The following is a 25,181-nucleotide window of genomic DNA, read 5'->3' as shown; positions in this document are numbered from 1 at the left end:
AAGGAGACTTCGATGGGAATTAAATGCGGTATCGTTGGACTGCCAAATGTTGGTAAATCAACTCTTTTTAATGCATTAACGAATGCCGGAATTGAATCGGCGAACTACCCATTTTGTACAATTGATCCAAATGTTGGAGTGGTGGCGGTTCCTGACCCTCGTGAGGATGCGCTAGCAGAAATCGTGAATCCAGAGCGTGTTCTTTCAGCAACAGTTGATTTTATGGATATCGCTGGTTTGGTTGAAGGGGCTTCCAAAGGGGAAGGGTTAGGGAATAAGTTTCTACAAAACATTCGTGAAACGGATGCCATTGTTCAGGTCGTACGTTGTTTTGAGAACGATGATATCGTCCATGTTGCGGGGAAGGTTGATCCGATTTCGGATATTGAAATTATCAATATGGAACTGGTTTTGGCAGACTCTGAGTCTCTGGAAAAAAATGCTCAAAAACAAGCTAAGCTGGGTAAATCTGGAAATAAAGAAGCCCAAGCGCGTCAGGCACTTTACGAGCGTGTTTTGGAAGAAATCAAAGGCGGTAAATTGATTCGTTTGGTTGAATTGACGGATGACGAAAAAATGCTGCTTCGTGACTTGCAGCTTTTGACCATTAAGCCAATGATGTATATCGCCAATGTGAATGAAGATGGATTTGAAAATAATCCTCTTCTAGACAAAGTCCGTGAAATCGCTGAAGAACAGGGTGCCGTTGTTGTTCCTGTTTGTGCAGCCATTGAATCTGAAATTGCTGAGTTGGATGATGAAGATAAAGTCGATTTCCTTGAGGAAATGGGTCAAGAAGAACCTGGTCTAAACCGTGTGATTCGTGCCGCTTATGAATTATTAGGCTTGCAAACTTACTTTACGGCCGGCGTGAAAGAAGTTCGCGCATGGACTGTGAAAAAAGGCGCGACAGCGCCACAAGCAGCTGGCGTAATTCATACAGATTTTGAAAAAGGCTTTATCCGTGCTGAAGTCACTGCTTATGATGATTATATTGAGCATAAGGGTGACTCGGGCGCCAAAGCTGCTGGTAAGCAGCGTTTAGAGGGGAAAGAATACATCGTTCAAGATGGCGATGTGATGCATTTCCGCTTTAACGTCTAAAATTTCAATTCAGCCGTTGCTAAATTTCCAAGTCCTGCATTGTTAAATGGACGCGTACTCGTTGTACGCTTTCATTTAACAGCTTTGCCTTTGAAAATTTATCTTAGGCTCAAATAAAATTTGTTTAAAAGCTTAACTGTTTTGTTGTTCTGAATTTTCCAGAAAAACACAAACTTGGTTAGTGCTTTTTTATCAAATATTACCGGCCGGTATCTTTCTTAAATGCATTGAAATACCTAAAGCTAAAAACTTTAAGAAACTTATAAAATTAGTATTGACAGCATTCAAACAATGCTTATAATACGCACCACATTTTGGCTACATAGCTCAGCTGGTTAGAGCACATCACTCATAATGATGGGGTCCCAAGTTCGAATCTCGGTGTAGCCACCATATTTCTAAATTAAGCTGTCTTATGACGGCTTTTTTTATGCCTAAAATAACGTGTTTAAAGGCTTCCTGGTCGTTTTAGAGTCTCACGTAATCTCACTTAATCTGTTGACATCATCACAAAATTGACGGTATTGAAATTTAATTTTTGTTCAATACCGTCAAAAATCGCTATAACCCTTTTCAATAAAGAAGCCTAGCCTTGCCCTTAACTGATGTTCAAGTCAAAAACCTAAATGTTCAAGATGTTAATCTTTGCTGTTTCGTTGTCGTTAGCCGGAACCTTATTGAAGGATTTGAATGTACCCGGAGGTGGTTTTCATGTGGTTGGTGGTTCATCAATTGGTAAGAGTACCATTAACCATGTTGCGGTAAGTGTTTGGGGTGATCGAAGCCGGTTTAAAACTTGGCGATCTACCGGTAATGCTTTAGAGCAAATTGCCCTAATCCATAACGACAATACTTTGATTCTGGACGAGATTGGGGAAGCCAATAAGTATGAGATGGATAACATCGTTTATATGTTGGCGAACGGTACCGGTAAAGAGCGAAGTAATAAAGGTTTTGAAAATCGAGAAACCAAAACGTGGAGACTTTTGTTCTTGTCTAATGGGGAAATTGACCTTCGTTCAATAATGCAAAGTATCGGAAAAAGCCCGAAAGATGGTCAAACTCTCCAGATTGCAAATATTCCGGCAGATACCGGGAAATTCGGGGTATTTGAAAACTTACATGAATTTCCGAGTGGTAGTGAGTTAGCAGATCATTTAAAAGACAAGGCGGAATATCATCATGGCTCGCTAGGAATGGCATTTATCGAAAAATATATTGAAAACCATTCTCGAAATAAGGAGCGGGCAAAGTTCTTTTTTGACGAGTTCAAAAATAGAATTCAAGCCGAAAATGATAGTCAGGTTTCTAGGGTTCTTTCTCGGTTTGCTCTTGTTGCTGCGGCTGGTGAATTAGCCAGTGAGTTTGGTTTAGTCTCTTGGGAGCCAGAGGATGCAATTAAAGCGATTGCTGAATGTTTTAATTCATGGCTAGAAGATAGAGGCTCCGGAAATACTGAAACAGAGGAGGCGTTGAATCAGGTTAAAAGCTTTATTGAGCGTAATGAAGATAGTCGTTTTGAGGCTCTTCAAACCGGTTCTCAGCCCTTATCTAGTCAGCCTGTCTTCAATACCGTGATTCGGGATAAAGCGGGCTTTAAGCATTATGAAAACCGCCAAGATGTTTATTACATCTATCCGGAAACGTTTAAGAATGAGGTCTGTAAAGGAATCTGCTACAAGACGGCTTTATCAGAGTTGCGAGAGAAAGGCTTCTTGAAACATGATGCAGATCGTTTTGATTGCAAGCTTCCTTCAAATTCGACGAAAAAGCGCCCGAGAATGTATGCAATTTTAGGGGAGCTGCTAGGGGAATCTGATGACTGATTTTTTATTTTTTGTGATAAATGCTTGGGGCAGCCGAAACCCCTATAAACACTGACCTGCCCCGCTTGCCCCAAGCTATGGAATCATAGAGTTTGTGTTATTGTAGGATGTATTGGTATTTATACTATTTGAATATGATTAATGGCGTTGAAAATTATGAATGAAATTGTTTGTGATAGGCTGAAAGCTTCCGAAAATTTTGAGTTTTTGGAAGAGGGTGAGTTGCGAGAGTATTTGGAGGAAGTATCTAGTCATATTGGTTGGATAATTATTTTCTTCAATTCATTGGAAAATATAGTTTCATTTGCGATAGCTGATTTGATGACACATGATCCATATCAGGATGACCGTATACAGGTGTTTTTAGCAGAAATGCAGTATAGCCAAAAATGTAGAACATTAATTAATCTATATGGCCAAGCTCTTGAATGTTGTAGTGGAGTTCCTTTACGGGAAGAGTTAATTGAGAATGAAAAGTTATTGTTTGAGTGTGCGAAAAGAAGAAATGGATATGCTCATGCAGACTGGATAGGCTCAAAGGAAAATAAGCTTGTTTCAGTAAAAACCAAAGCAAGTAAGAAAGGTATTTTTGAAACATACAAAAAAGTTGATATTGAAACAGTAAAAAATGATATTGATTTCATCTATAAAGTAAGGGATAAAATTGAAAATTTTCATGAACTGTTTAAAGAGCAGCTATACAAATAAAGGGTCTTCAAGAGAATGGGTAGCTATGCAGAGTGTTGGGTCAATGACTTTTATATAGGGGCATCCAAAAACGATGTAAGTCCTGAAATTATGCAATTATTTAGGGAGTCTGATAGAAAAACAGTTCCTGCTAATTCAGAAAATCTCCCTAAAAGGCTTTCTAGAGTGAAGGATTATCTAGAAGATGGAGAAACGTTCAATGTAGTTTACTATTCTATTTCTGTCAGTGAATTAAGAGATCGTCTAGATCTTATCGGGTATTCATTACATAACTCTAAAGAACTTTTTCACAGCGTTTTAGAACAAAATATTTCTACTTACGAGCGATGGATAGAAGAAGATGACAATCCCCGTCCATATCTGCAAAAAAATATAGATATTCTTCGGGAAATGACTTCAGAGAAGTGGATTTCAAACTTACAGGTGTTGTACCAAAGTGGTAAAAGTAAATTTGATATTGATGAAGGTAGCTATGATGGCTTAATGAGATATATGTTGAAAGAGGATTGGTATGGTTTTCCAGAGTTTGATTTCAATATTCCTCTAAGACTTGTACTAGAAGTGGTTCCTGAAGATCATGAGGTTATCTATGATGTTACTGAGTTGATATTAAGTGAATATTTGAATGAAGAAGATGACTTGGTTGAGCATGCTTTCAACCTTTTCTATCGAGATCTTTACCAGAAAGGTAGGTGCATTATCCTCACTGAAGGAAAGTTTGATACCTATGTTTTATCTGAATCTTTAAGTATTCTCTATCCACACCTTGCTGATTATTTTTCATTTATAGATTTTGATGGAGCAAAGGTCGGTGGTGGCGCAGGTAGCCTAGCAAATATGGTTAAAACATTTTCAGGGGCAGGGATTGTTAATAAAATCATTGCTGTTTTTGATAATGATACTGCTGCGAGGTCTGCTTTAAGGGGGCTTGCGAAGGCTAGTATTTCGAAGAATATAAAAATCATCAATCTTCCGAATTTACCAGTGCTTGAAGATTACCCAACGCTTGGTCCCACTGGAATGGTAAGCATGGATGTAAACGGTCTTTCTGGAAGTATCGAGCCGTACCTTGGTGCTGATTGCTTAAAAAGCGATGATGGTAGTCTATATCCTGTTAAGTGGACAGGATTGGATGCAGGCTTACAAGAATATCAAGGGGAAATGACACATAAGGATGAGATTCAGAAAAAATTCAAAGAAAAACTAAACCGCTGTAAGCTAGATAATTCTTTGATAAGTGAATACGACTGGTCAGGGCTTAAGTTGGTTTTTGAAAAAATTTTTAAATTATTTCATGAAGATGATGGTAGAAAAATGCAAGAACAACTGGAGGATCTTTACTATTAGTTACTGACGGTATTTTTGACGGTACTTTGTTTTTTTATTTTATAAAAGTTATTAGTTATCAATTGGTTATATCGTCTTTTCCTGGTTCGGTGTAGCCACCATATTTTTAAAGCCCGAACATAGCGTTTCGGGCTTTTTTGTTTCTATAAACGTATCTAAAAAGCACTTCTCTCGTCTTATCCTATCTTTTTCTGATCATTTCATTTAGTTGTGATAAAAGTTTCATTTTCTATAAACTATTAGTCTTTATAGTGTCGCTCGAGACAAATTGGGAAGGTTTAGTGAGTCGATTAAATATAAATGCTGTTCAGATGATACGCTGGTTTAATGTTGGGTTGGTTTTTGTATTGGTTTGGTTAGCGGTGAAAATTTCAATGCAGCTATGGCAAAGCCAATCCGAGGACTTTTCTTTGAGCGTACCTCAACTAGAAAAATCGCTTATGTCCGAGACTTCCCAAATGCAGAGTTTGCAAGGTACTCTTTTTGGAAAACAAGTAATGGTTTCAGCGGAGGGAGTTGTTAATGCAAAACCAATCGTTGAACAAGGTGACTTAAAGAAAACGCGCCTTAAATTGACATTGAAGGGAACTTTGGTCACGCCAAATAGACAGGTGGCGATTATTCAAAAAGGAAGTCAGACTTTAGTTTTGGCCATTGGTGAAGAAATTGAAAACAATGTGACAGTTCATAGTGTTTTTGGCAGTTATGTTGTTATTGATAACCAAGGCGCTATGGAAAAACTTACTTTGCCTGAAGTAAAAATAAACTCTCAATCGTTATCTTCAAATTCATCAAAAGGGCTGACCCAAAATCAAAAGCTGAAACTTGATAATTTACGTCAAAAGTTAAAAACCTCTCCTATAGCCATTAATCGATATGTTCGGGTTCGAACGATTCAAAAAAATGGCAAAATTCAAGCATTGCAATTATGGCCTAGGTCGGAAAAAGCAATTTTCGAAGCATTAGGTTTTCGTTCCGGTGATCGTTTGACAGCAGTAAATGGCCAATCAGTCACTGAGCTGGCGAGTGATATGAGCAAGTGGCAGTCAATGATGAAATTGTCGCAGGCACAATTTACCGTTAATAGGAATGGAAGTTTGCAAACCATCGATGTGAATTTACAATAGCTAAAAATGGATAATTAACGCTGTTAAGCTGATGGTTTTCAGTGAATCCAAAAAAATTAATAGAAGTCATTATGTATCAAATTTCACAAAATCGTTTTTCACCTTTTAAGCTTAAAGCCCTGATTCTTGGCGTATCTCTGGCTTTTGCCGCTTCGATGCCCTCAACGCTTCTAGCGGAAACCACTCCCTCTTCGGGCGAAATGTCGCAAAATTTTCAAGATGTGGATATTTCTAAGGTCATTGAAGCCGTTGCTAAAATTTCTGGAAGAAATTTTATTATTGATCCGCGAGTGAAAGGCAAGGTGACGCTAATCGCGCCTGAGGCGATGGAGCCGGATGCGCTTTATGAAACGTTACTGGCTGTTTTAGATGTGCATGGTTTTGTCGCAATTCCTAATGACAATGTCATCAAAGTGGTTCCAGCAAATTTAGCGAAAGATAAAATTCCCTATCGTCAAGCACGTGATAATGGAGAAGAGTGGGTCACTGAAGTGCTCAATGTCAATAATGTTGAGGCGACTAAGCTCGTGGCGATTTTGCGGCCGATGGTGGCACGTGAAGGGCATCTCGTTGGTTTGGCTGACAGTAATAAGTTAATTGTTACGGATATGGTTTCCAATATCCAGCGAATAAAATCTGTGTTGGCACGCGTTGATAAAGACTTAAATAGTGAGTTTGAAGTGCTTCAGGTGGAGCATGCGCCGGCAAAAGAAATAGAGAAAACCTTAAAAGCGCTCCTGCCTCGAAAAAATAATGGCTCAGGCGTTTCATACAGTGTTGATGAGCGTTCGAATCGAATTGTGTTAAGTGGCGATCCTCAAAAACGCATACAAATTCGTGCATTGATTGCTGAATTAGATATTCCTGTTAATGCAAATGGTCAGTTGAAAGTAGTCTATTTGCGTTATGCCAAAGCGGCTGAGTTATTACCCGTTTTGCAAAAGATTTCTGAAAATACTGCTTTATTGAGTATGCAGTCTGACAATAGTTCAAATTCAAAGAGTTTACCGGCCGGTCAAAAGTCTGCAACGAATCCCTTAACCGCAAGTGATAAAAAAACATCCGCTTCGGCCGCGAATTCTGAAAATGCCAATGCAGAGCAACCGCCGGCTCAATCAGATTTAGATCAGAAAACCTTAAAAAACCAGATTCGTATTGAAGCGGATGAGCGCATGAATGCTTTGGTGATTAGTGCCCCTCAGGCAGTGACGCAAAACTTGTTAGAAGTGATTAAACAATTAGATGTTCGTCGTGCTCAAGTGCTGATTGAAGCCGTATTTGTCGAGATTTCTGAAGACCGAGTTGGCAACCTTGGTATTGAATGGGCAGCTCTTGGTGATACGGGGGCAGGGATTGTGAGTTTTTCCGGTGCGTTGCCGGCAATTGCTGCGAATTTAAGTGATCCTGCGACAGCCGTAAGTGCGTTAACGACGGGAATTAATATTGGTGTTGGTGATATCAATTCTAATAATCATGGATGGGCAGGCTTGTTGCAGGCTTTGCGCAAAGATACCGCATCGAATATTTTGGCGACACCTTCTATCTTGACGCTTGATAACGAAGAGGCTGAGATTTTAGTAGGGCGTGAAGTGCCATTCAGTACAGGAAGTTATACCTCGACGACAAATTCTGTCACGAATCCATTTACAACGATTGAGCGTCAAAGCGTTGGTCTCAAATTAAAGGTTAAGCCTCAAATTAATGAAGGTGATGAAATTTATTTGGATATCGATCAAGAAGTGTCTGATGTCTTGGATAAAGGTGAGGCGGTTGATTTACAAACCTCTAAACGTCAAATCAAGACGCGTGTGATTGTTGGTGATGGCAATGTCGTTGTACTGGGAGGTTTGATTAATGAAAAAGAGACTGAAGTTGAATCCAAAGTTCCTGGGTTAGGAGATATTCCAGGTTTAGGGCGCCTTTTCAGAAGTACCGAAAATTCACGTGAAAAAGTTAATTTAATGGTGTTTTTGCGTCCCATCATTGTCCGTGACAATGCAATGAGTAACTACTACAGTCAGCAGAAATACACCTATATGTTTGAACAACAACAGCGAATTTTAAATACGCCTCTGAAAGATCGTGAGCCAAGTTTAAAACCAGAGTTACCAACTCTGCCACAATTCCAACAGCATGGTGCAACACTTTTACATACACCGAAAACCGTTGAGGTGGAAATTAAACAAACGACGGAAGCTAAAGCAAATATGAGCCCTGCTGAGAAGTCTTTACAAGCGTTTGAGGAGATCACCGGTAGTGATTTCTGAATTAAGTTTTGGCTTTGCCCGCGATAACCAATTGTTAGTCATGCAAAAGGAAGGCGGATGGACTCTGTGTTACACCGAGCAAACCAATTTTCTCAGCTTGATGGATGTTCAGGCACGTTGGCATTCGAGTTCCGCCAATCCATCTTTACCGGCTGGTCTGGTTTTAGAAAAACTTGATGAGAGTCAGTGGCAGAAAGCGCTCCAGTCAGTGTATGGTGTTAATGGCAGTGCAAGCTCTGAAGATTTTGCACAAATTGAAAATCTTGAAACTGAAGACTTGGCAACGGTTGCGGCTGAATTGGGTGAGCCGGAAGATTTATTAGACAGCGCCGACGATGCACCGATTATCAAGTTATTGAATGCGGTATTGGCGGAAGCGATTCGAGCCAGCGCATCGGATATTCATATTGAGCCATATGAAAATCAACTCAGGATTCGTTTTCGTGTTGATGGGGTTTTAAAAACGGTTTTACGGCCTCAACCAGCTTTGGCTTCAATGCTCGTGTCGCGGATTAAGGTGATGGCTAAGCTCGATATTGCTGAAAAACGGATTCCACAAGATGGTCGTATTGCTTTGAAATTGGGTGGCCGAGCGGTGGATTTACGTGTTTCGACCATGCCTTCAAGCTATGGTGAGCGTGTGGTGATGCGTTTATTGGACAAAGGCTCAGAAAGACTGAACTTAAAAGATTTAGGGCTGCCGGAGTATCTAGATATTTCGGTTCGCAAGTGCTTGTCGAAAGCTCATGGAATTTTTTTGGTGACGGGGCCGACAGGATCAGGGAAAACAACAACGCTGTATGCTGGATTGGGGTTGTTGAATGATGCTCAACGCAACATTATGACCATTGAAGATCCCGTTGAATACAACATTGATGGGATTAGCCAAACTCAGGTGAATACCAAGGCAGGTATGACATTCGCCACGGGGTTACGTGCTTTGCTTAGACAAGACCCCGATGTTTTGATGATTGGGGAAATTCGTGATTTGGAAACCGCTGAAATCGCGGTTCAGTCTTCTCTAACTGGACACTTGGTGTTATCAACTTTACATACCAATACGTCTGTCGGTGCCATTACCCGTATGCGAGACATGGGAATTGAATCGTTTTTGCTTTCTTCGAGTTTAGTCGGTGTTTTAGCTCAGCGTCTAGTTCGACGTTTATGTCCGCATTGTGCACAATTCAAACCTGCTGATGAAGCAGAGTTAAATCTATTACAAGTTGAGTCTGCAACGATTGGTCATCCATGCGGCTGTGAGCATTGTAACCAAACGGGTTATAGTGGCCGTTTAGGTCTTTATGAGTTGTTGTTAGTGGATGATAAGGTTCGAGAATTGATTCATTCCAATGCTTCGGAATCGGAAATTGAAAAATATATCCGAAGGGACAGTCCATCACTTCAGCAACGTGGTTATCAAGCAGTGCTTGAAGGAGTAACGTCGCTTGAAGAAGTGATTCGAGTGACCGCTCATTAATTCGTTCGAAAAAATTTAACAAGGTTTTGGGAGAGGCTTTTGGCCAGTTATGAATATCGAGCGTTAAACGCGCAAGGTAAAACCGTTAAAGGTGTTTTAGATGGCGAGTCCGAACGGCATTTACGGCAACTATTGCGTGAAAAAGGGCTGACGGCACTTGATATTCAAGCACTGAACAAATCGTCAAACTCTTCTGCAACCTCTGGGCGTAGTTTATTTAAAAAGAAATTGGCGGTGAGTGAAGTTTCACTGTTTACTCGAGAGCTCTATACCTTGCTGGAAGCCAGCACACCTCTGAACCAAGCATTGAAAGCGTTATCAGAGCAAGCAGAAAGTAAAACGGTACTGCGTTTTATCAGCGGACTTCATCAGAATGTCAATGAAGGTTATGGATTGGCGCAAGCGTTGATGCGCAGTGATTACACAGTGCCACAAGACTATATTGCGATTATTCAAGCAGGCGAAGAGAGTGGGCATTTAACCGCCGTCATGTCACGGTTGGCAGACAATTTGGAGCAACGTGATCATCTGAATAAAAAATTAAAAACCGCACTGATTTATCCGATTCTGATGATTGTTGTCGCCGTGGCGATTGTATTTTTCTTGATGGTTTATGTGGTGCCTAAGGTGGTGACCGTTTTTGACAATATGCAGCAAGAACTTCCACCACTTACGCAAGGGTTATTGTCAGCCAGCGATTTTGTCCAAGTTTATTGGTGGTTAATTATTGGCGGTGTGATTGGGTTGTGGGTCATTTTGCAAATAATGTTAAGAATACCGAGTATGCGTTTTAAGATTCATGCATTGTTAATGCGTACGCCAGGTATCAAGCGATTCCTGATTTATTCCGCCACCTCAAGATGGGCTAGAACGCTTGGAGTTTTAGTGGATAGTGGAGTCGCTGTCCGAGAGTCGATGGTGATTTCAGCCGAAGTGATGACTTTGGCTCCTATGCGAAAAGCGGTTGATGAAATGGTGGAAAAAATTCGACAGGGTGAAAGTGTCCACTCAGCTATGCGGCAAGCGGGTTTCTTTCCTCCATTATTGCTGAACTTGGTTAAAACTGGAGAAGGAAAAGGGCAGTTGCATACCATGTTACTCAAAGGTGCTCAGCACTATGAGGTGGCGGTTGAGCAAGCGGCACAGACTTTGGTCAGTTTGCTTGAACCCTTGTTGATTATTGTCATGGGCGCGGTGGTTTTGACGATTGTTTTAGCGATTATGTTGCCGATTTTTGAAATGAATCAAATGGTGGGTTAGTTGTGCCTGCGATGAGAGAGGTTTCTTTGATGTCTGTAACAACAATTTTCCAGAGCGTCGGGCACCCATATGGGTATAAATGACTTAAGGATGAGTTTAAAGCGACTCTAGAAAATAGTTGTTACAGGTATATTGTACGAAAATGTCTAAATGGAAAGTTTTATGAAGATACAAGTGAAAACAAACAAACAATCTGGTTTTACGCTGATTGAGTTAATGGTTGTGGTGGTGATTTTGGCGGTGTTGGCAGGTTTTGTCGTACCCAAACTGATGGATCGACCTGATGAGGCACGCTTGGTAAAAGCGAAACAAGACATCCAATCCATTAGCTCAGCGTTGCAGCTTTACAAGTTGGATAATTACCAGTTTCCGTCAACCGATCAAGGTTTAGAGGCGTTGGTAACAAAGCCAGATGGTGACCCAGAACCAAAGAATTGGAAACCATTACTGGATAATTTGCCATCGGATCCTTGGGGCAATCCGTATCTGTATGTTTCACCGGGTGAGCATGGTGATTTTGATTTATATACGCTTGGGGCAGATGGTGTTGATGGTGGTGAAGGTGTGAATGCCACTATTGGAAACTGGAAAAAGTAACCGGCCGGTAGAAAACGTTAATGACTCTAGAGATAAGTTACCGGCCGGTTAAAATTGAGAAGGGGTTTACCCTGATTGAATTGATGGTGGTATTGGTGGTTGTGGCGATTTTGTTATCAGCTATGACTCAGTCATTTCGTTTTGGTAGTTCGGATGAATTGCGCTCTCAACAGGCTAAGTTGCGTGGCTTATTAATGAATGTCGCGGACTTGGCTGTGTTTGAAGGGAAGCCTTATTTACTGACACCTGATAAAAAAGGACTGCAAGTTTGGTCGTGGGCATCCGGTGAATGGCGTGCCCAAACTAAAATTGCAGATTATGAATGGCCGGAAAATATTGAACCGACTTGGCAGCTTGAGGTTAAAGCGCCCGCTTATTTGCAGTTACCGGCTGAAGGTTGGCTGTTTTGGCCAAGTGGTGAAGCTACCGCTGGAAAAATTGAATTGATTGTTGAAGACAAGGAGCAAGAAATTTCTCGTCAAGTTGAATGGAATCGAATATTGGAATTTCTCGACGACTCCGAACGCCCTCAAAAAGAGGCGAGTTAGGCGTGCAAGCTTTTGTCAAAAAAATACGACAAATACGTTGCCAAGGCCAAGCTGGGTTTACATTAATCGAAGTTTTAATTGCTTTGGTTGTCGCCGCTGTCGCGCTTGCGGCTTTAAGTCGCGCTCTAGGAATGACAGCAAGTAATCAAGGAAATTTGGCGCAAAAGGTGGCTGCAACTTGGGTCGCACAAGATGTATTGCTACAAAAGCAATTATTTCCCAGTTCTGAAATTCCCAAAAAACTTTCGCAATCTGGGCGTCAGTGGCAGATAGAGCTTGAGTCGACCCCGTCACTGATGCCTAATTATCAGCAAGTGCGGGTTGTGGTAAAGGCAGACAACGAAGACTCGGTGGCGGCAAGTCTAGCATCGATTATTCGTTCGCAGTAGATGAGAGAAGTCATGCGCAAACAACAGTCAGGTTTTACCCTTATTGAATTGTTGATCGCGATGTCGGTATCTGCAGTGATTTCGGTGTTGGCTTATCAATCAATTGCAGCAATGGTGTCGACCGAACAGAAGGTAAGCGCGCACCAAAAAACCATGCAAAAACAGCAGCGAGCACTTTGGTGGATTGAGCAAGATATAGTACAGATGACACCACGAGCGATTAATGATGGTTTGAACGGTGTTTTGCCTGCAATGAGTTTTCGTTCGGATATGGGGTTAGAGTTTTCTCGGCTAGCTGGTTTTATGACACCGAACTCAAGAAATGGCTTGTTGAGAGTTGGCTATCGATTTCAGGACGATACCTTGTATCGCTTGACTTGGCCGGTGATGGATAGAGCGGGGGATACGGAACCAACTTTGATGCCTATTTTGAAATCCGTTTCTCAAGTTGGGTGGCGATTTTTAGATCAAAGTAATCAATGGCAAAGCAGTTGGCCGCCATTGCAGAATGCAAGTAATCAAACCACTTTCGCGGTACAGGTTTTGCCAAAAGCCGTTGAAATTCAAATTCAGCTGGTAAATGGTGAAAAATTAAAACGCTTGCTGAGAGGAACGGACGGTGTGATTGCTGACTTTAGTCAAGCGTCTGAATCGCAACAAGGTGATGGCTTGCCACCGAATCCTTTTGCTGAGGCGGCTTCAAAATGAATTCAATGCAAGCGGTTTCTTTCAGGATGAGAAGAGTCAAAAAATCGCAGTCAGGTTTTGCTCTGCTAACGGTTCTCATGGTCGTGGCAATCGTTTCGATTTTGAGCGCGCAAATGTTTTCGTCTCAGCACAGCCAAATTCAACGCAGCGGCGTGATGTTGCATCAAGCTCAAGCATTAAGTGTGCAATGGGGACTTGAAGATTGGGTCATGTCCGGCTTGAAATTGGATATTGAGGATAATAAAACTGACCATTTACAAGAATTATGGGCACAGCCTTTGCCACCAGTGAGTTTTGAAGAAGGGACGATTGGCGGCTTGATGATTGATGCGCAATCAAAGCTAAATTTAAATAATGTGCTGGCGGAAGATTCAACACAAAAAAAATTGTGGCAAGCCATTTTAAATCGCTACTGGCAACTAGGGGGCGATCATCAAGCTTGGTCGGATAATTTAGCGGCTTTAATGCTGCAAGGTGTGGGAACGGGGTTACCTGAAGAAGAAAACGAAGACGCGAATACGAATACTGGGGTTGAAACCGAGGCCATGGGAGTGACAACGATGCCTGCAAGGATGCAAGCCATGGAAGCGTGGCCGGGATTTTCCGAGGTTGTGACTGATTGGGTGGATGCGGATAATGAGCCGTTGCCTTTAGGAGCGGAAAGCGATCAATACCAGTTGCAGGTGCCGAGTTTTTCAGCGGCGAACCAGCCGTTAGTAACGGTTGCAGAGCTTTATAATTTTCCAACGTTTTATCGTTTGGATTGGCAGTCACAACAGATTATGAGCGCAGGATTAACCACCTTGCCAAAAATCACGCCGGTAAATATCAATACGGCGACATCGATTGTGTTGCAATCATTGGCTCAATGGATGAGTCCGGAGCTTGCTTCTGCATGGCTTCAGCAAAGGGCGCAACAACCAGCAGAAACCGTGGATGAGTTTATGACCTTTTTACAAACTCAAACAGGATTTAGTGCGCAAGAAATTCAAAAAGATTTACCGGCCGGTTTTTTAAGTGTCAGTAGTGAATTTTTTCAATTAACCAGTGTTTTGGATTATGGCAGAGCACGTAATACCTTGATTCATGCCTTGTTTTATCGCAGTGCGAATGAGGTGCAATTAGTACAAAGATGGATTGGCTTTGCCGACGAGTAATAAGATGACCGAACAACCCCAGATCTCAAATGTGAATGACCGTCAGATTTTGCCTATCAAATCGTTGATGCTGGATGCGCAGGCAAACCTGCTAGATGCAGACTCGCAAAGGATTCTGGTGTCCGCTAATGACTGGCAATTGAATCCTGAATCCGTTCATCAAATTTTGATGGATAACGGGGTTTCCCCTTCTCAAATCCGACAAATTCAAGCCATGTGGGTGCCAACTGAATTAGTGGTATTGACTCAGGTAGATGTCCCTGGAAAGCGCGTCTCAGATTGCCAAAAAGCATTGCCTTTTGCTTTAGAGGCGAGTCTTGCGTTACCTATCGAAGACTATTTTATTGCGACCTTCGCTAAACAAAAAATAGCCACCTTTGAAGGACAAACTCCTGCAGTTCGGTTTGACGTGGCTTTGGTTTCGCATGAACAAATGCGTTTGTGGCAACAAGCTTTGAAAGCATTAGGGTGTTCAAAGGCATTGTTGCTTGCAGATTGTTTTCGTTTGCAATTTTCAGGCGAACCTCAAAAGGGTGTTTTTAGTCAACCAGTCGAACTTGAGCACGATAAGAATATAACTCGATTATTCGTTCGTGCCACTGAATTTAGCGGCTTTGCTTGTCCATTGGATTGGGGGGCATCGCTTTGGCAAATCAGCGTTTCGAAAATGCTTGCTAAGCATTCTGAAACCGGTAAAGAGCCTTCAGAAATTGAAGACACTGAAAGTGAATCCTTGGCAGGATCTATTCGTTTTGAAGATATGGCGGTTGTCAGCGACTCTGAATGGCTTACGAGTGATTTAGATTCTTTACCGGCCGGTGAAAAATTAAAACTTCGAGCGGTTAATTTGCTGCAAGGGGTTTATGCAACGCATCAACAGAGTTCTGGTGTCTTAAAAGTCAGCTTAATTTCGGTGATGTTGATTGGATTTTGGTTAATTCTCTTGCTTGTTGAAACTGTGCAACAAACCCAACAGCTGAATGAAAAAACCATGGTTTATCAGCAGAAAAGTGAAGAGCTTTTTAAACAGATGTTCCCCGACGCGAAACGTGTGGTGAATATCAAGTCTCAGACTATGAGTCGTTTAAAATCTCAAGTTAAAGCTGAGCAAACAGTCAGTTTAATGAAATGGTTATCTGCTGTCGAAGAACTTCTAGCAATGACACCAAATGTTCAAGTCGCGCGAGTAGAATGGAATGCTTCTAGGAATCAGTTAATGTTGGATTTGAAAGCTGCGAATAGTCAACAAATCAGTCGTTTATCGACCATTGCAAAGCAGCGTTTTGCGCAGTTTCCGATCTCAATCGTCACCAAAAGTGTGCAACCTAATCTAGTGGAGGCGCAATTATATGTTCGCTAAGATTGCTCGTTTGATTATGATTGGTCAGCAGAGGTTTCTAACTTCACCGGCCGGTCAATATTGGTTGCAGTTGGCGCCTCGAGAGCAAAAATTATTAGGGTTTTTAGCTGTTTTTTTGCTGTTATTTATACTCTACAGCACCGTGTGGGAACCCATTCAGCTTCAAAAGCGCGAAGCGCAACAACGTTTGCAGCTTGCCCAAACTCAATGGCAATGGCTGAATGAACAAATTCCAGAGTGGAAAACTTCATCTTATGCGATGGCATCCACACCAAAGGCTCCTAAATCTGAATTTTCGGACAATAACCAATTAATGGCATTTCTAAATCAGCAACTTTCGGTATATAAAACACAGAATGCTTTAAAAGAAATGAAAGGTACAGCAAAAGGTGTCAAAGTTTCTTTAAAGTCAGCAAATGCAGTAAAAGTGTTTAAGTGGTTGCAAGCGATTGAAGCGAAAGGGGTTCAGATAGATCAGTTTGAATTGGAACAGCTTGAGCGAGGAAAAATCGATGCAGAAATAACCTGTGCACCATAAGTTTTAGCCTTCCAACGTTGGTAAGCGTTTTGCCTAAGCGTCTGACTCGATTTAGCTAACAGAGGCTCTTTAGGCAACGAAAATGAAATTATTAATTGGTCAGTATTTTTATGAACGAACAATCATCATCCAATGCATCTAAAAGCCCTGGGCTTCTTCCTAAATGGTTTTGGGTTTTATCGTTAAGCCTTGTTTTTGTATTTTCTGTGATTTGGCACTTGCCCATTTCACCGCTTTTAAATTCGGCTGAAGAGTTGCTTCCGCCTGATTTGAAAAACTTATCCTTTGAATCTTCTCAAGGGGGAATTTGGGAAGGTGAGACGCAATTAAATTGGGCACTTGATAAGCAGTCTGAGGAATTGAACCTAGGTCGTCTTAAGTGGGAACAATCACCAGCAAGTTTATTGAATTCACTTTCTCCAGTTTTAAAGTGGCAAACGCAGTTTGGGCAGTGGCAAGGTGAAATTGAACGTTCTTGGATGCAGGAACAAGTTCATTTCAAAACGCATTCGTTTGAGATGGATGTTAAAAATTTTCTGGCATGGTTGGCTCCTTTCGCGAGAGTTCCTTTTGAAGTGCAAGCGGATGTTACTTCAAAGAAAATGGAGGTGAGTTGGTCACCAAGTTCTTTGGTGACGGCAATTGATGGGCGTTTGTTGGTGAAAAATTTGTCGACTATGGGGGTCTCAATGCCGCCATTAACGGTTACTTTTTTTATGCCCAATGAAGAGACTCAGGTGATTGAGTGGAGTATTTCAGGACAAGAGTCTGGTTGGGAAATCAATGGGAAGGGCGTGTTAAAGGCGAAACCGAAAACGGCTGATTTTGGGTATTATGAGGGTGAGGTTGTCGTTAATGCGAAATCTGCTGAGCAAATGCCGGATTTTGCACATTTGTTGCCACAAATTTCACCAACGCAAGCGAAGATGACTTTAAACGGTAACTTGAAGCAATTGAGAATGCCGTAAACTGTTCGCGTTTTGTGATTTTTAAGTCGGTTTAATAAATAAATTGGGGTAAGTAAATTATGTGATTGGTAAGGTTCAATTTTCACTTTTGATTTTAGTGTTAAGTTTGAAGCCTTACTAACAGTTTTTTGTTCATTTCTTTGTACTGACAAAAGACACAAAGAACTTGACGCCCGAAGGGGTAAGTCGAGAAACGAACCACACGAAGAACTTGGCGAAGAGCCAAGAAAGAAAACAGCCCCAGCTCGTTTCGTTCAGTCCAACTAGCGCTTAGCCTCTGGCGATTTCGAACTCGCTTCGCTCGGACAGCTCATCGCTATTCAGAGGCTTTCGCTAAGTTGGACTAGGACTTACTTCGAAGGGGAAAGTTGGCGTTAGCTGATAGTGAGTTAACGCCTGAAAACTTAAAAAACAATCATAAAATTTACATACTCATAAATTGTGAGCAAGTTGTGTTGTTAAAAACAAAAATTATGAAATTCACTCGCGGGTTGCCGTATTTGGTTGCGTTTGGCCTTGCATTCAACACAGGCCAAGTGTTGGCTTACACGCAAGCTTGTCAGTTGGTCCAAAAAATGGCCGGTTTTGAATCCTATAAATTACAACCTTTAAGAATCGCGGCCATGAAAGCGCCTGAGGATTTACCGGCCGGTATGAAAATGCCTTTGCTTGAACGACATGGTGGTTGGTATGTGTATCAAACGTCTGAACCGTGGTATGGAACCCAGCAGTGCGCGCCATTAATCAAACAGTCGGTTGAGTTTATGCCTGTGATGCTAAATCGTCAAACCGGTCATAATGCGGTATTGACCGGGTCGTTTATTTTGAAAGTGCATCGCGCACGCGATTTAGATAAAGTCATTGAGCGCTATGATGTCACTTTGGTGACTTATTTGCCAAAATCAGATAGTGCGATTGTCGATGTTCGGCCAATTGATTCGTATGATGAATTGATTCTGAAAATGGATATCGATAAGGATGTACAACTCTTGGCTCCGCTGTTTAGTGAGCCAAGAATGCGAAGAAATTAGTTGTAAATAGCCAAAAGGCTTTAGAACTAGAAAAGGTTATCAGTCTTGAAATCAATGCTGACCAGTTTTGCAAAGGAACTTCTGATTATCGTGCTTGATAATCGACTTTGCTCTCTTCTACCATTTTGTAGATATCCAGTCTTTTCGGGTTGCCTAGGGCTTTGAGTGCATTGTTAATCCCACGTTCTAAGTTCCCCGGATAAAACTCTTCAAGTGTAAGTCCAATAATCGGTTCAGCGATTTGATTGCCTTCCCCATCAAAAAAGAGGGTGGTTGGTGCAACAATTACTCCTAATTTATCTGGTAAAGTTTTCATCTCGATTTCACGACCTTGGAAGTCTTTCATTTTCCAGTGGCTTTTATCCATAACGAGCTGGCTGAATTCAGCATATTTTTCTATGTCGGTTGTTTCCAAAAGCGGCTCAAGAATATTTTGTTCAAGTTTTTTACAGTAGTTACACCATGTCGCGGTGGCGAAAATGACCACAGGTACTTTATTTTTGGCAGCCACTTGGCCACTTTTTTGTAAATCAACGGCAAGAGGAAGAATTTCATTGGCTGACGTATTCAATGAGAAACTGGTGAGCACCACTAAACCGATCATTGAAAGTTTTGTTTTTATGGCATTGGCGGTGGACCAAATGTCGGTTTGGAATAGGTTGAATCGCATCAAGGACTCCTCGTTTTTATTTTGGTTATGAAGTTTGAATTCTATTCGAAAAATTTGCAAACAAAATGAAGGGACTATTTCATACTATCTCATGGGCGGAATACGGAACTTTGGCGAGTGACCATGACAATTGTGGCGAGAACCGGTTTCAAATACCGACAGTTGAACCTTAATGGTTTGATAACTGTCTTTTAATGTTGAGCGGTAATAGTCGCCACAAGCCCACTGATTTCGATTTAACAGAGTCATTTGATTGTCATCATAACGATGTTCTTTGAGATAAAGTGCATCGCCATCTATTCTGTATTCCACCCAAACATTTCGACGGTAGGTGTAGCCTTTGGGATTTACTAGAGAAAGCTCAATTTGCTTTTTTTCGCCGCGTGCAATGCGGAAAGTATCGGCTTGGATGCGATAGTTTTTTTTGCGCTCAATCCATTGACCCCCTTCAATATTCACGCGTAAGACACCGCCATTTTCTGGATTAGCATATAGTTTCTCTAGGCGTTTCTGTTCAGAAATTTCAGCTTGTAAGCGTAACTCTCGAGCTCGATTATCGGCAATTTGCTGCGCTTTGGCCTGTTCGGCGCGATGCTTTTGTTCTTCGAGAAGTAATTGAGTTTGTTGATCTTTGGAAAGCTGTTGCCACTGCTCTTCGCTCATATTGAGTGGGTAAGGGGTTGTGCAACCAGTGAGTAAAACAATGGACAGCAAACAAACAGAAAGAATAGAGGTAACTATCCACTTGGAAGTGCGGTTGGCGAAGTGGTTAGTAAATTTGGGCAATGAACCATTTCGTTTGGGTTGTAAACGCATCTTTAAGTTTTGAGAAAACTGATTCATTGCTTATTCCAATGTTATTTTTTTATGACTAGCCAAGTCGCGAATGCCCAAGCCACATACGCAAGGTTTTGCCAGTCACTGTAATACAATTGGTCAAAAATCAGTAAACCTGCAATCCCTAAGATAACTGCAAAGGCTCGATTACGCTGCTGACGATTCTGTTCTTCAATTTTAGCTTCCAAATGTTGAATCTGTTCTGACTGAATCGTTAAACCTTGGTGAGAGAGTTTGTGTAAAGTGCTGTGAACCAATCCCGGGATAGTAGGGGCTTGCTCCATCCAGAAAGGAAGATTGGTTTTAATGTTTTTCGCGAGACCTTTTGGTCCAACTCGATCTTGCATCCAGTCTTCCAAGAAAGGTTTTGCTGTATCCCAAAGGTCTAATTCGTCATCCAATTGACGACCTAAACCTTCGATGTTCAGTAGAGTTTTTTGCAATAAAACCAATTGTGGTTGAATCTCCATTCCAAAGCGACGAGCGGTTTGGAAAAGTCGCATCAAAACCAGCCCAAAAGAGATATCTTTTAAGGGGCGATCCCAAATTGGTTCACAGACGGAGCGAATCGCCGATTCTAACTCATTCACACGCGTATCTTTTGGCACCCATTCAGATTCAATGTGTAGTTCTGACACGCGCAGATAGTCGCGGTTAAAGAAGGCTAGAAAGTTTTCTGCTAGGTAGCGCTGATCTTCCGGTGCCAAGGTTCCCATAATACCGAAATCAATTGCCGCATAACGACCATCAGGCAGGACAAAAATATTTCCAGGGTGCATGTCCGCATGGAAGAAGTTGTGACGAAAAACTTGAGTGAAGAAAATAATCACACCTTTGGCCGATAAATCTGTCAAATCGATTCCTGCTTCAATCAATTTTTCAGTTTCTGAAATACGAATTCCGTAGATTCTTTCCATCGTCATGACGCGTTCAGAAGTGTGTGACCAGTAAATTTCGGGGACATAAAGCAAGTCAGAACCGTCAAAATTACGCTTTAGCTGTGCTGCATTTGCCGCTTCGCGAATCATATCCAGTTCATCTAAGATGGTTTTTTCAAATTCGGCGACGACTTCAACCGGATGCAGACGTTTGGCAATTTTTACGGCTTTTTCAAAAAGACCAGCCAGAACATACATGATTGCAACATCTTGCTCAATGACCGGTTTGATGTCTGGCCGAACGACTTTCACCACTACATCTGTACCACTGTGCAATTTTGCGGCATGAACTTGCGCAATCGATGCAGATGCCATTGGGACAGGATCAAATTCGGCATAAGCTTCTTCAATGGGTTGTTTGAGTGCTTGCTCGATAATTTCTCGTGAATGATCTTGATCAAAAGGTGGGCAATCGTCTTGGAGTTTAGAGAGCTCAATTGCAATATCGTGAGGGAGTAAGTCTTTTCGGGTGGACAGTGCTTGACCAAGTTTAATAAAGATTGGTCCTAGTTCCTCAAGTGCTAGGCGAATGCGTTCACCTCGGTTAAGTTGTGAAGCACGTTTCCAGTTCCATGGCAAAATGCGATTAAGCCAAACCAGCCAAGCGTATTTGGTATTGGCCAGAACCATCTTATCGATTTCGTAGTGGCTCAATACTCTGTTGATTTTAATAAGGCGGAAAAATTGTTTTAAGGAATTCGTCATAGAAGCGCTCGAAGCAAGTAAATCAGGTTGGCGTTTGTTGTAAGGGTTGTTTTGTCAGATGTTTATTGCATCTGTTTGTTTATTTTCATTATTTCGGCTTTAGGCGTTTTGCACGCTGTAAAAGCGTTTGAGTTTGTTGTTCAAGTTCTTCTAGCTGAGTTTGCCAAGTCTGCATTTCTAAACGGCTTGGACCGATTCGAAGCTCATGTTTTAGATATTCTTCAAACATTTCGATTATTTGCCGGCCGGTAGATTTTTTATAGCGGTGCCACTGGCGAGTTTTTTGACCAATTTGATGAGCGATTAAATCCCCTGTGTACTGAGAGAGTTTTTCTTCCCAGTCCAGTTCCATGAGATTCAATGCACGTAAAAAATTTTCAGCAAGTTCATGGTTTCCTTGAATTTCGAAACGCTCAAATTCGATCTCTACAGGGTGCTCGCTCGCATCAATGAAACTATTTAAGCTTGCCCAATTAGAAATGCCAGCTTTAATTTGGCAGTCTGCTTGGCCATTCAGCTGACTTTGAACAGTAAGGCTTGATTCATTAATTAAAATAAATGCTTTGTAAGGCGCAGGTTGGACTTCAATCTCAATCACAGAAGGTGCTAATGAGAAAAGGTCCGCGGCTTGAAAAGCATCAAATGTTTTTGCGCTATTAAAGAGTGTTTCCAAGAGCTGAGCAAATGCAATTTGTCCACGAGGAATTGTCTCGGAAGCACTGAACGATGGTTCTTCAAATTCGGTCACAAGATTCTCCTTAGACACAAATGATTTTAATGCATTAGCTTGGAATCAGAGTGTTCACTCGGTTCAGTATTTCCAGCCACGGTGCAATGCGACAATCCCTTGGGTGAAGTTTAGATATTCTGCTTTATCAAAACCGGCATCTAACATCATTTTTTTCAGGGTTTCTTGGTCAGGGTGCATGCGAATCGATTCGGCTAAATATTGATAGCTGGCTTCGTCATTGGCAATGACTTTACCCATTTTCGGCAAAATATTGAATGAATAAAAATCGTACAACTTGGACAGTGCAGGGTTGGTGACTTTTGAGAATTCGAGCACCAATAGCTGTCCTCCGGGTTTGAGTACTCGGCAGAGTTCCGCTAAAGCGACGTCTTTGTGAGTAACGTTTCGCAACCCAAATGCAATGGTCGCAATGTCGAAGGTATTATCAGGAAAGGCTAGGGCTTCTGCATTGGTAATAGTGTATTCAACATTGCCTCCAATGCCTTCATCAATTAAACGGTCCCGACCCACGCGAACCATAGATTCATTGATGTCTGCCAGAACGACTTTACCGTCTTTGCCTACGCGTTTTGCAAAGGCTTTGGTCAAATCACCGGTTCCACCTGCTAAGTCCAAGACTTTATTGCCTGGACGAACACCACTTAAATCAATGGTTTGACGCTTCCATAAACGGTGAATTCCCATAGACATTACATCATTCATAATGTCGTAGTTGCCGGCGACTGAATCAAAAACACCTTTGACGCGTTTCACTTTGTCACTGACTGGGACTTCGCTAAAACCGAAGTCGATTGTGGATTTCTTGTCGTTCATAGTGGTTCCTTAATTAAGAGATCTTTGCATTCAAAGAGTATAAACAGGAGATCGTAAATAACCAAAATTGGCTAAAATTCTCCCTAGCATTGTGATTCCTAAAGGGCACTCGGTGCCTAGCTAGAAAGAATTTTTTCTCAATTTATGCTCTATCTCTTACTCATGTAAAGTTCTCTAAGATTTTGGCTTTTTTAGTGCGTCGAGTTCGGGATGAGAGTGACCGGCGCGCATCAGTTCACGCAAATAGTCCATCCAAAATTTATGCTGGTTTTTGCCAAGCTCGTAAAGTCGTTCCCAAGTATACAGCCCTGTGTCATGTCCATCATCAAAATGCAATTTTACCGCGTAATTACCGACAGGGGTAATGGCATCAATATTGACGTTTTCTTTGCCGACTTGAAGAACTTCTTGTCCTGGGGCATGACCAGTGACTTCTGCCGATTGAGAATAGACGCGCAAGAACTCGCAACTTAAATCAAAGTGTTCGCCATTATCGAAATGAATCTCAAGATAGCGGGATTTTTGATGCAATTTTATGTCTGTCGGTTTTGGATGGCTCATAGTAGGTAAACTCTACAGAATATATTGCGATAAATCTTGGTTAATTGAAAGTTCACCTAGACGCTGCTCTACAAATTCGGCATTGATTTCCAAAGTTTGACCTGACATGTCAGAGGCTTCAAAAGAGACTTCTTCAAGAAGGCGTTCCATAACGGTATGCAAACGGCGCGCACCAATATTTTCGGTTCCTTCATTCACTTGGTGTGCGATTTCTGCCAAGCGTTGAATACCGGCCGGTGTAAAATCGAGTTTGACGCCTTCGGTTTCCAAAAGTGCGCACGCTTGTGTGACGAGTGAGGCTTTTGGTTCGGTTAAGATCCGAACAAAATCTTCAACGCGTAACGACTGCAGCTCGACGCGAATTGGCAATCTCCCCTGAAGTTCTGGAATCAAATCAGAAGGTTTTGCTAAATGGAAAGCTCCCGAAGCAATAAACAGAACATGGTCGGTTTTAATCATGCCGTACTTGGTGGAAATCGTACAGCCTTCAATAAGAGGTAGTAAATCACGTTGTACACCTTCACGAGAAACACTGCCGCTTGAATTATCAGCGTTTTTAGCAACCTTGTCGATTTCGTCAATAAAGACAATGCCATTTTGTTCGACATTTTCAATCGCTTTGGACTTGATGTCTTCTTCATTCACTAGGGCGGCAGCTTCATCATCAATTAACGCTTTCATCGCATCTTTAATAGGCAGTTTACGTTTTTCTTTGCGTCCTTGCCCAAGTCCTTCAAACATGCCTTGTAACTGTTGAGTCATCTCTTCCATGCCTGGAGGTGCCATGATTTCGACTTGGCTCGGAGCGGTGCTTAAATCAATTTCGATTTCTTTGTCGTCTAAATCGCCTTCGCGCAGACGTTTACGGAATTTTTGACGAGTGTCGGCCATATTGTCGTAACTATCGGTTTCACGACCACGAGCAGGTGGAAGCAGAATGTCTAAAATCTTTTCTTCTGCGCGATCTTCGGCTTGGCGTTTGACCGATTTCATCGCTTGTTCGCGAGTGAGTTTGACCGCTGTTTCGGCCAAGTCACGAATGATCGAATCAACATCACGACCGACATAGCCTACTTCAGTGAATTTAGTCGCTTCGATTTTCAGGAAGGGTGCATTGGTGAGCTTTGCCAAACGACGTGCAATTTCTGTTTTACCAACCCCCGTTGGACCAATCATTAAAATATTTTTTGGTGTGACTTCGGTTTTTAGGTCATCCGCTAATTGACTACGACGCCAGCGATTACGCAGGGCAATTGCTACCGCACGTTTGGCTTCATTTTGACCGACAATGTGAGTGTCTAGACTGTGAACAATCTCTTTAGGTGTCATCATAGCGAGTGTAATCCTTAATAGTTGTATAGAGTAGCCGCCAGCAAATTAGTGGGGTTTTGTCGGGGTAAAATCAAATGAACGAAACCAGAAATGCTGACTGCTTTTAATAATGGGGGCATTATAAAACGATTCAAGGCGCTTTTGAGGCCGGTTTTCAGGTGC

General features: G+C 41.8%; 24 protein-coding genes and 1 tRNA gene. 18 read left to right on the top strand and 7 right to left on the bottom strand.

What is annotated here, in order from left to right:
• Positions 1 to 12: 12 nt before the first annotated feature.
• The 18 genes from ychF (at position 13) to D9T12_RS10125 (ending at position 18,412) form a co-directional block, all read left to right on the top strand.
• Positions 13 to 1,104: a redox-regulated ATPase YchF gene (gene ychF / locus D9T12_RS10210; RefSeq protein WP_130538074.1), complete on the top strand. Its 1,092-nt coding sequence runs from the start codon at positions 13 to 15 to the stop codon at positions 1,102 to 1,104.
• A 316-nt stretch (positions 1,105 to 1,420) separates the two neighbouring features.
• A tRNA-Met gene (locus D9T12_RS10205) sits at positions 1,421 to 1,497 on the top strand.
• Positions 1,498 to 1,730: 233 nt separating this feature from the next.
• Positions 1,731 to 2,930, top strand: a complete 1,200-nt coding sequence (locus D9T12_RS10200) for a DUF927 domain-containing protein (RefSeq protein ID WP_130538073.1) — start codon at positions 1,731 to 1,733, stop codon at positions 2,928 to 2,930.
• Between the two features lie 156 nt (positions 2,931 to 3,086).
• On the top strand, positions 3,087 to 3,638 hold the full coding sequence (locus D9T12_RS10195; RefSeq protein WP_130538072.1) for a hypothetical protein: 552 nt from the start codon (positions 3,087 to 3,089) through the stop codon (positions 3,636 to 3,638).
• Between the two features lie 15 nt (positions 3,639 to 3,653).
• Positions 3,654 to 4,985, top strand: coding sequence for a HEPN/Toprim-associated domain-containing protein (locus D9T12_RS10190; RefSeq protein WP_130538071.1), 1,332 nt, complete (start codon positions 3,654 to 3,656; stop codon positions 4,983 to 4,985).
• A 281-nt stretch (positions 4,986 to 5,266) separates the two neighbouring features.
• Positions 5,267 to 6,112, top strand: a complete 846-nt coding sequence (gspC, locus tag D9T12_RS10185; RefSeq protein WP_130538070.1) for a type II secretion system protein GspC — start codon at positions 5,267 to 5,269, stop codon at positions 6,110 to 6,112.
• A gap of 71 nt (positions 6,113 to 6,183) precedes the next feature.
• On the top strand, positions 6,184 to 8,379 hold the full coding sequence (gene gspD, locus D9T12_RS10180) for a type II secretion system secretin GspD (protein WP_240693178.1): 2,196 nt from the start codon (positions 6,184 to 6,186) through the stop codon (positions 8,377 to 8,379).
• Positions 8,369 to 9,856, top strand: a complete 1,488-nt coding sequence (gspE, locus tag D9T12_RS10175) for a type II secretion system ATPase GspE (protein ID WP_130538069.1) — start codon at positions 8,369 to 8,371, stop codon at positions 9,854 to 9,856. The genes gspD and gspE overlap by 11 nt, the downstream gene beginning before the upstream one ends.
• Positions 9,857 to 9,895: 39 nt before the next feature.
• A complete protein-coding gene (gene gspF / locus D9T12_RS10170; protein ID WP_130538068.1) occupies positions 9,896 to 11,116 on the top strand; it encodes a type II secretion system inner membrane protein GspF in 1,221 nt (406 codons plus the stop codon).
• 162 nt (positions 11,117 to 11,278) lie between these two features.
• Positions 11,279 to 11,713 carry a type II secretion system major pseudopilin GspG gene (gene gspG, locus D9T12_RS10165; RefSeq protein ID WP_130538067.1) on the top strand — a complete coding sequence of 145 codons (435 nt, stop codon included), beginning with the start codon at positions 11,279 to 11,281 and terminating at the stop codon, positions 11,711 to 11,713.
• A 20-nt stretch (positions 11,714 to 11,733) separates the two neighbouring features.
• Entirely contained in the window at positions 11,734 to 12,261 is a 528-nt protein-coding gene (locus D9T12_RS10160; protein WP_130538066.1) for a prepilin-type N-terminal cleavage/methylation domain-containing protein, read from the top strand.
• Between the two features lie 2 nt (positions 12,262 to 12,263).
• Complete coding sequence (gspI, locus tag D9T12_RS10155; RefSeq protein WP_165395094.1) at positions 12,264 to 12,650, top strand: type II secretion system minor pseudopilin GspI; 387 nt, start codon at positions 12,264 to 12,266, stop codon at positions 12,648 to 12,650.
• Positions 12,651 to 12,662: 12 nt separating this feature from the next.
• Entirely contained in the window at positions 12,663 to 13,358 is a 696-nt protein-coding gene (gene gspJ, locus D9T12_RS10150; RefSeq protein WP_165395093.1) for a type II secretion system minor pseudopilin GspJ, read from the top strand.
• A complete protein-coding gene (gene gspK / locus D9T12_RS10145) occupies positions 13,355 to 14,515 on the top strand; it encodes a type II secretion system minor pseudopilin GspK (protein WP_130538063.1) in 1,161 nt (386 codons plus the stop codon). The genes gspJ and gspK overlap by 4 nt, the downstream gene beginning before the upstream one ends.
• 4 nt (positions 14,516 to 14,519) lie before the next feature.
• Positions 14,520 to 15,875, top strand: a complete 1,356-nt coding sequence (gene gspL, locus D9T12_RS10140; RefSeq protein WP_130538062.1) for a type II secretion system protein GspL — start codon at positions 14,520 to 14,522, stop codon at positions 15,873 to 15,875.
• Positions 15,865 to 16,413: a type II secretion system protein GspM gene (gspM, locus tag D9T12_RS10135; protein WP_130538061.1), complete on the top strand. Its 549-nt coding sequence runs from the start codon at positions 15,865 to 15,867 to the stop codon at positions 16,411 to 16,413. The genes gspL and gspM overlap by 11 nt, the downstream gene beginning before the upstream one ends.
• A gap of 110 nt (positions 16,414 to 16,523) precedes the next feature.
• A complete protein-coding gene (locus tag D9T12_RS10130; RefSeq protein WP_130538060.1) occupies positions 16,524 to 17,381 on the top strand; it encodes a hypothetical protein in 858 nt (285 codons plus the stop codon).
• Between the two features lie 473 nt (positions 17,382 to 17,854).
• On the top strand, positions 17,855 to 18,412 hold the full coding sequence (locus tag D9T12_RS10125) for a hypothetical protein (RefSeq protein ID WP_130538059.1): 558 nt from the start codon (positions 17,855 to 17,857) through the stop codon (positions 18,410 to 18,412).
• A gap of 85 nt (positions 18,413 to 18,497) precedes the next feature.
• Here the strand turns inward: D9T12_RS10125 and D9T12_RS10120 are convergent, their stop codons facing one another.
• The 7 genes from D9T12_RS10120 to hslU all read right to left on the bottom strand — a co-directional run bounded on the left by D9T12_RS10120 (position 18,498) and on the right by hslU (position 25,019).
• Positions 18,498 to 19,082, bottom strand: a complete 585-nt coding sequence (locus D9T12_RS10120; protein WP_130538058.1) for a thioredoxin family protein — start codon at positions 19,080 to 19,082, stop codon at positions 18,498 to 18,500.
• 84 nt (positions 19,083 to 19,166) lie between these two features.
• Positions 19,167 to 19,925, bottom strand: a complete 759-nt coding sequence (locus D9T12_RS10115) for a hypothetical protein (protein WP_130538057.1) — start codon at positions 19,923 to 19,925, stop codon at positions 19,167 to 19,169.
• Between the two features lie 14 nt (positions 19,926 to 19,939).
• Entirely contained in the window at positions 19,940 to 21,562 is a 1,623-nt protein-coding gene (ubiB, locus tag D9T12_RS10110) for a ubiquinone biosynthesis regulatory protein kinase UbiB (protein ID WP_130538056.1), read from the bottom strand.
• A gap of 88 nt (positions 21,563 to 21,650) precedes the next feature.
• On the bottom strand, positions 21,651 to 22,310 hold the full coding sequence (locus D9T12_RS10105; protein ID WP_130538055.1) for a ubiquinone biosynthesis accessory factor UbiJ: 660 nt from the start codon (positions 22,308 to 22,310) through the stop codon (positions 21,651 to 21,653).
• 63 nt (positions 22,311 to 22,373) lie between these two features.
• Positions 22,374 to 23,126: a bifunctional demethylmenaquinone methyltransferase/2-methoxy-6-polyprenyl-1,4-benzoquinol methylase UbiE gene (gene ubiE / locus D9T12_RS10100; protein ID WP_130538054.1), complete on the bottom strand. Its 753-nt coding sequence runs from the start codon at positions 23,124 to 23,126 to the stop codon at positions 22,374 to 22,376.
• Between the two features lie 174 nt (positions 23,127 to 23,300).
• Entirely contained in the window at positions 23,301 to 23,687 is a 387-nt protein-coding gene (locus D9T12_RS10095) for a gamma-butyrobetaine hydroxylase family protein (protein ID WP_130538053.1), read from the bottom strand.
• A gap of 12 nt (positions 23,688 to 23,699) precedes the next feature.
• A complete protein-coding gene (gene hslU, locus D9T12_RS10090; protein ID WP_130538052.1) occupies positions 23,700 to 25,019 on the bottom strand; it encodes an ATP-dependent protease ATPase subunit HslU in 1,320 nt (439 codons plus the stop codon).
• Positions 25,020 to 25,181 lie beyond the last annotated feature (162 nt).

Source organism: Thiomicrorhabdus indica (genome assembly GCF_004293625.1).
GTDB classification, from domain to species: domain Bacteria; phylum Pseudomonadota; class Gammaproteobacteria; order Thiomicrospirales; family Thiomicrospiraceae; genus Thiomicrorhabdus; species Thiomicrorhabdus indica.
Note: the sequence above shows the minus strand (reverse complement) of the source record. Positions and strands in the feature narration are given on the sequence as shown.

Excerpts from the sequence above, each read along its gene's own strand:
- D9T12_RS10120 (WP_130538058.1), bottom strand. The coding sequence starts at position 19,082 with ATGCGATTCAACCTATTCCAAACCGACATTTGGTCCACCGCCAATGCC.
- D9T12_RS10195 (WP_130538072.1), top strand. The coding sequence starts at position 3,087 with ATGAATGAAATTGTTTGTGATAGGCTGAAAGCTTCCGAAAATTTTGAG.
- D9T12_RS10115 (WP_130538057.1), bottom strand. The coding sequence starts at position 19,925 with ATGAATCAGTTTTCTCAAAACTTAAAGATGCGTTTACAACCCAAACGA.
- ychF (WP_130538074.1), top strand. The coding sequence starts at position 13 with ATGGGAATTAAATGCGGTATCGTTGGACTGCCAAATGTTGGTAAATCA.
- ubiE (WP_130538054.1), bottom strand. The coding sequence starts at position 23,126 with ATGAACGACAAGAAATCCACAATCGACTTCGGTTTTAGCGAAGTCCCA.
- D9T12_RS10130 (WP_130538060.1), top strand. The coding sequence starts at position 16,524 with ATGAACGAACAATCATCATCCAATGCATCTAAAAGCCCTGGGCTTCTT.
- D9T12_RS10190 (WP_130538071.1), top strand. The coding sequence starts at position 3,654 with ATGGGTAGCTATGCAGAGTGTTGGGTCAATGACTTTTATATAGGGGCA.
- gspG (WP_130538067.1), top strand. The coding sequence starts at position 11,279 with ATGAAGATACAAGTGAAAACAAACAAACAATCTGGTTTTACGCTGATT.
- gspM (WP_130538061.1), top strand. The coding sequence starts at position 15,865 with ATGTTCGCTAAGATTGCTCGTTTGATTATGATTGGTCAGCAGAGGTTT.
- D9T12_RS10125 (WP_130538059.1), top strand. The coding sequence starts at position 17,855 with ATGAAATTCACTCGCGGGTTGCCGTATTTGGTTGCGTTTGGCCTTGCA.
- gspL (WP_130538062.1), top strand. The coding sequence starts at position 14,520 with ATGACCGAACAACCCCAGATCTCAAATGTGAATGACCGTCAGATTTTG.
- ubiB (WP_130538056.1), bottom strand. The coding sequence starts at position 21,562 with ATGACGAATTCCTTAAAACAATTTTTCCGCCTTATTAAAATCAACAGA.
- D9T12_RS10200 (WP_130538073.1), top strand. The coding sequence starts at position 1,731 with ATGTTCAAGATGTTAATCTTTGCTGTTTCGTTGTCGTTAGCCGGAACC.
- gspD (WP_240693178.1), top strand. The coding sequence starts at position 6,184 with ATGTATCAAATTTCACAAAATCGTTTTTCACCTTTTAAGCTTAAAGCC.
- gspJ (WP_165395093.1), top strand. The coding sequence starts at position 12,663 with ATGCGCAAACAACAGTCAGGTTTTACCCTTATTGAATTGTTGATCGCG.
- hslU (WP_130538052.1), bottom strand. The coding sequence starts at position 25,019 with ATGATGACACCTAAAGAGATTGTTCACAGTCTAGACACTCACATTGTC.
- gspK (WP_130538063.1), top strand. The coding sequence starts at position 13,355 with ATGAATTCAATGCAAGCGGTTTCTTTCAGGATGAGAAGAGTCAAAAAA.
- D9T12_RS10095 (WP_130538053.1), bottom strand. The coding sequence starts at position 23,687 with ATGAGCCATCCAAAACCGACAGACATAAAATTGCATCAAAAATCCCGC.
- D9T12_RS10160 (WP_130538066.1), top strand. The coding sequence starts at position 11,734 with ATGACTCTAGAGATAAGTTACCGGCCGGTTAAAATTGAGAAGGGGTTT.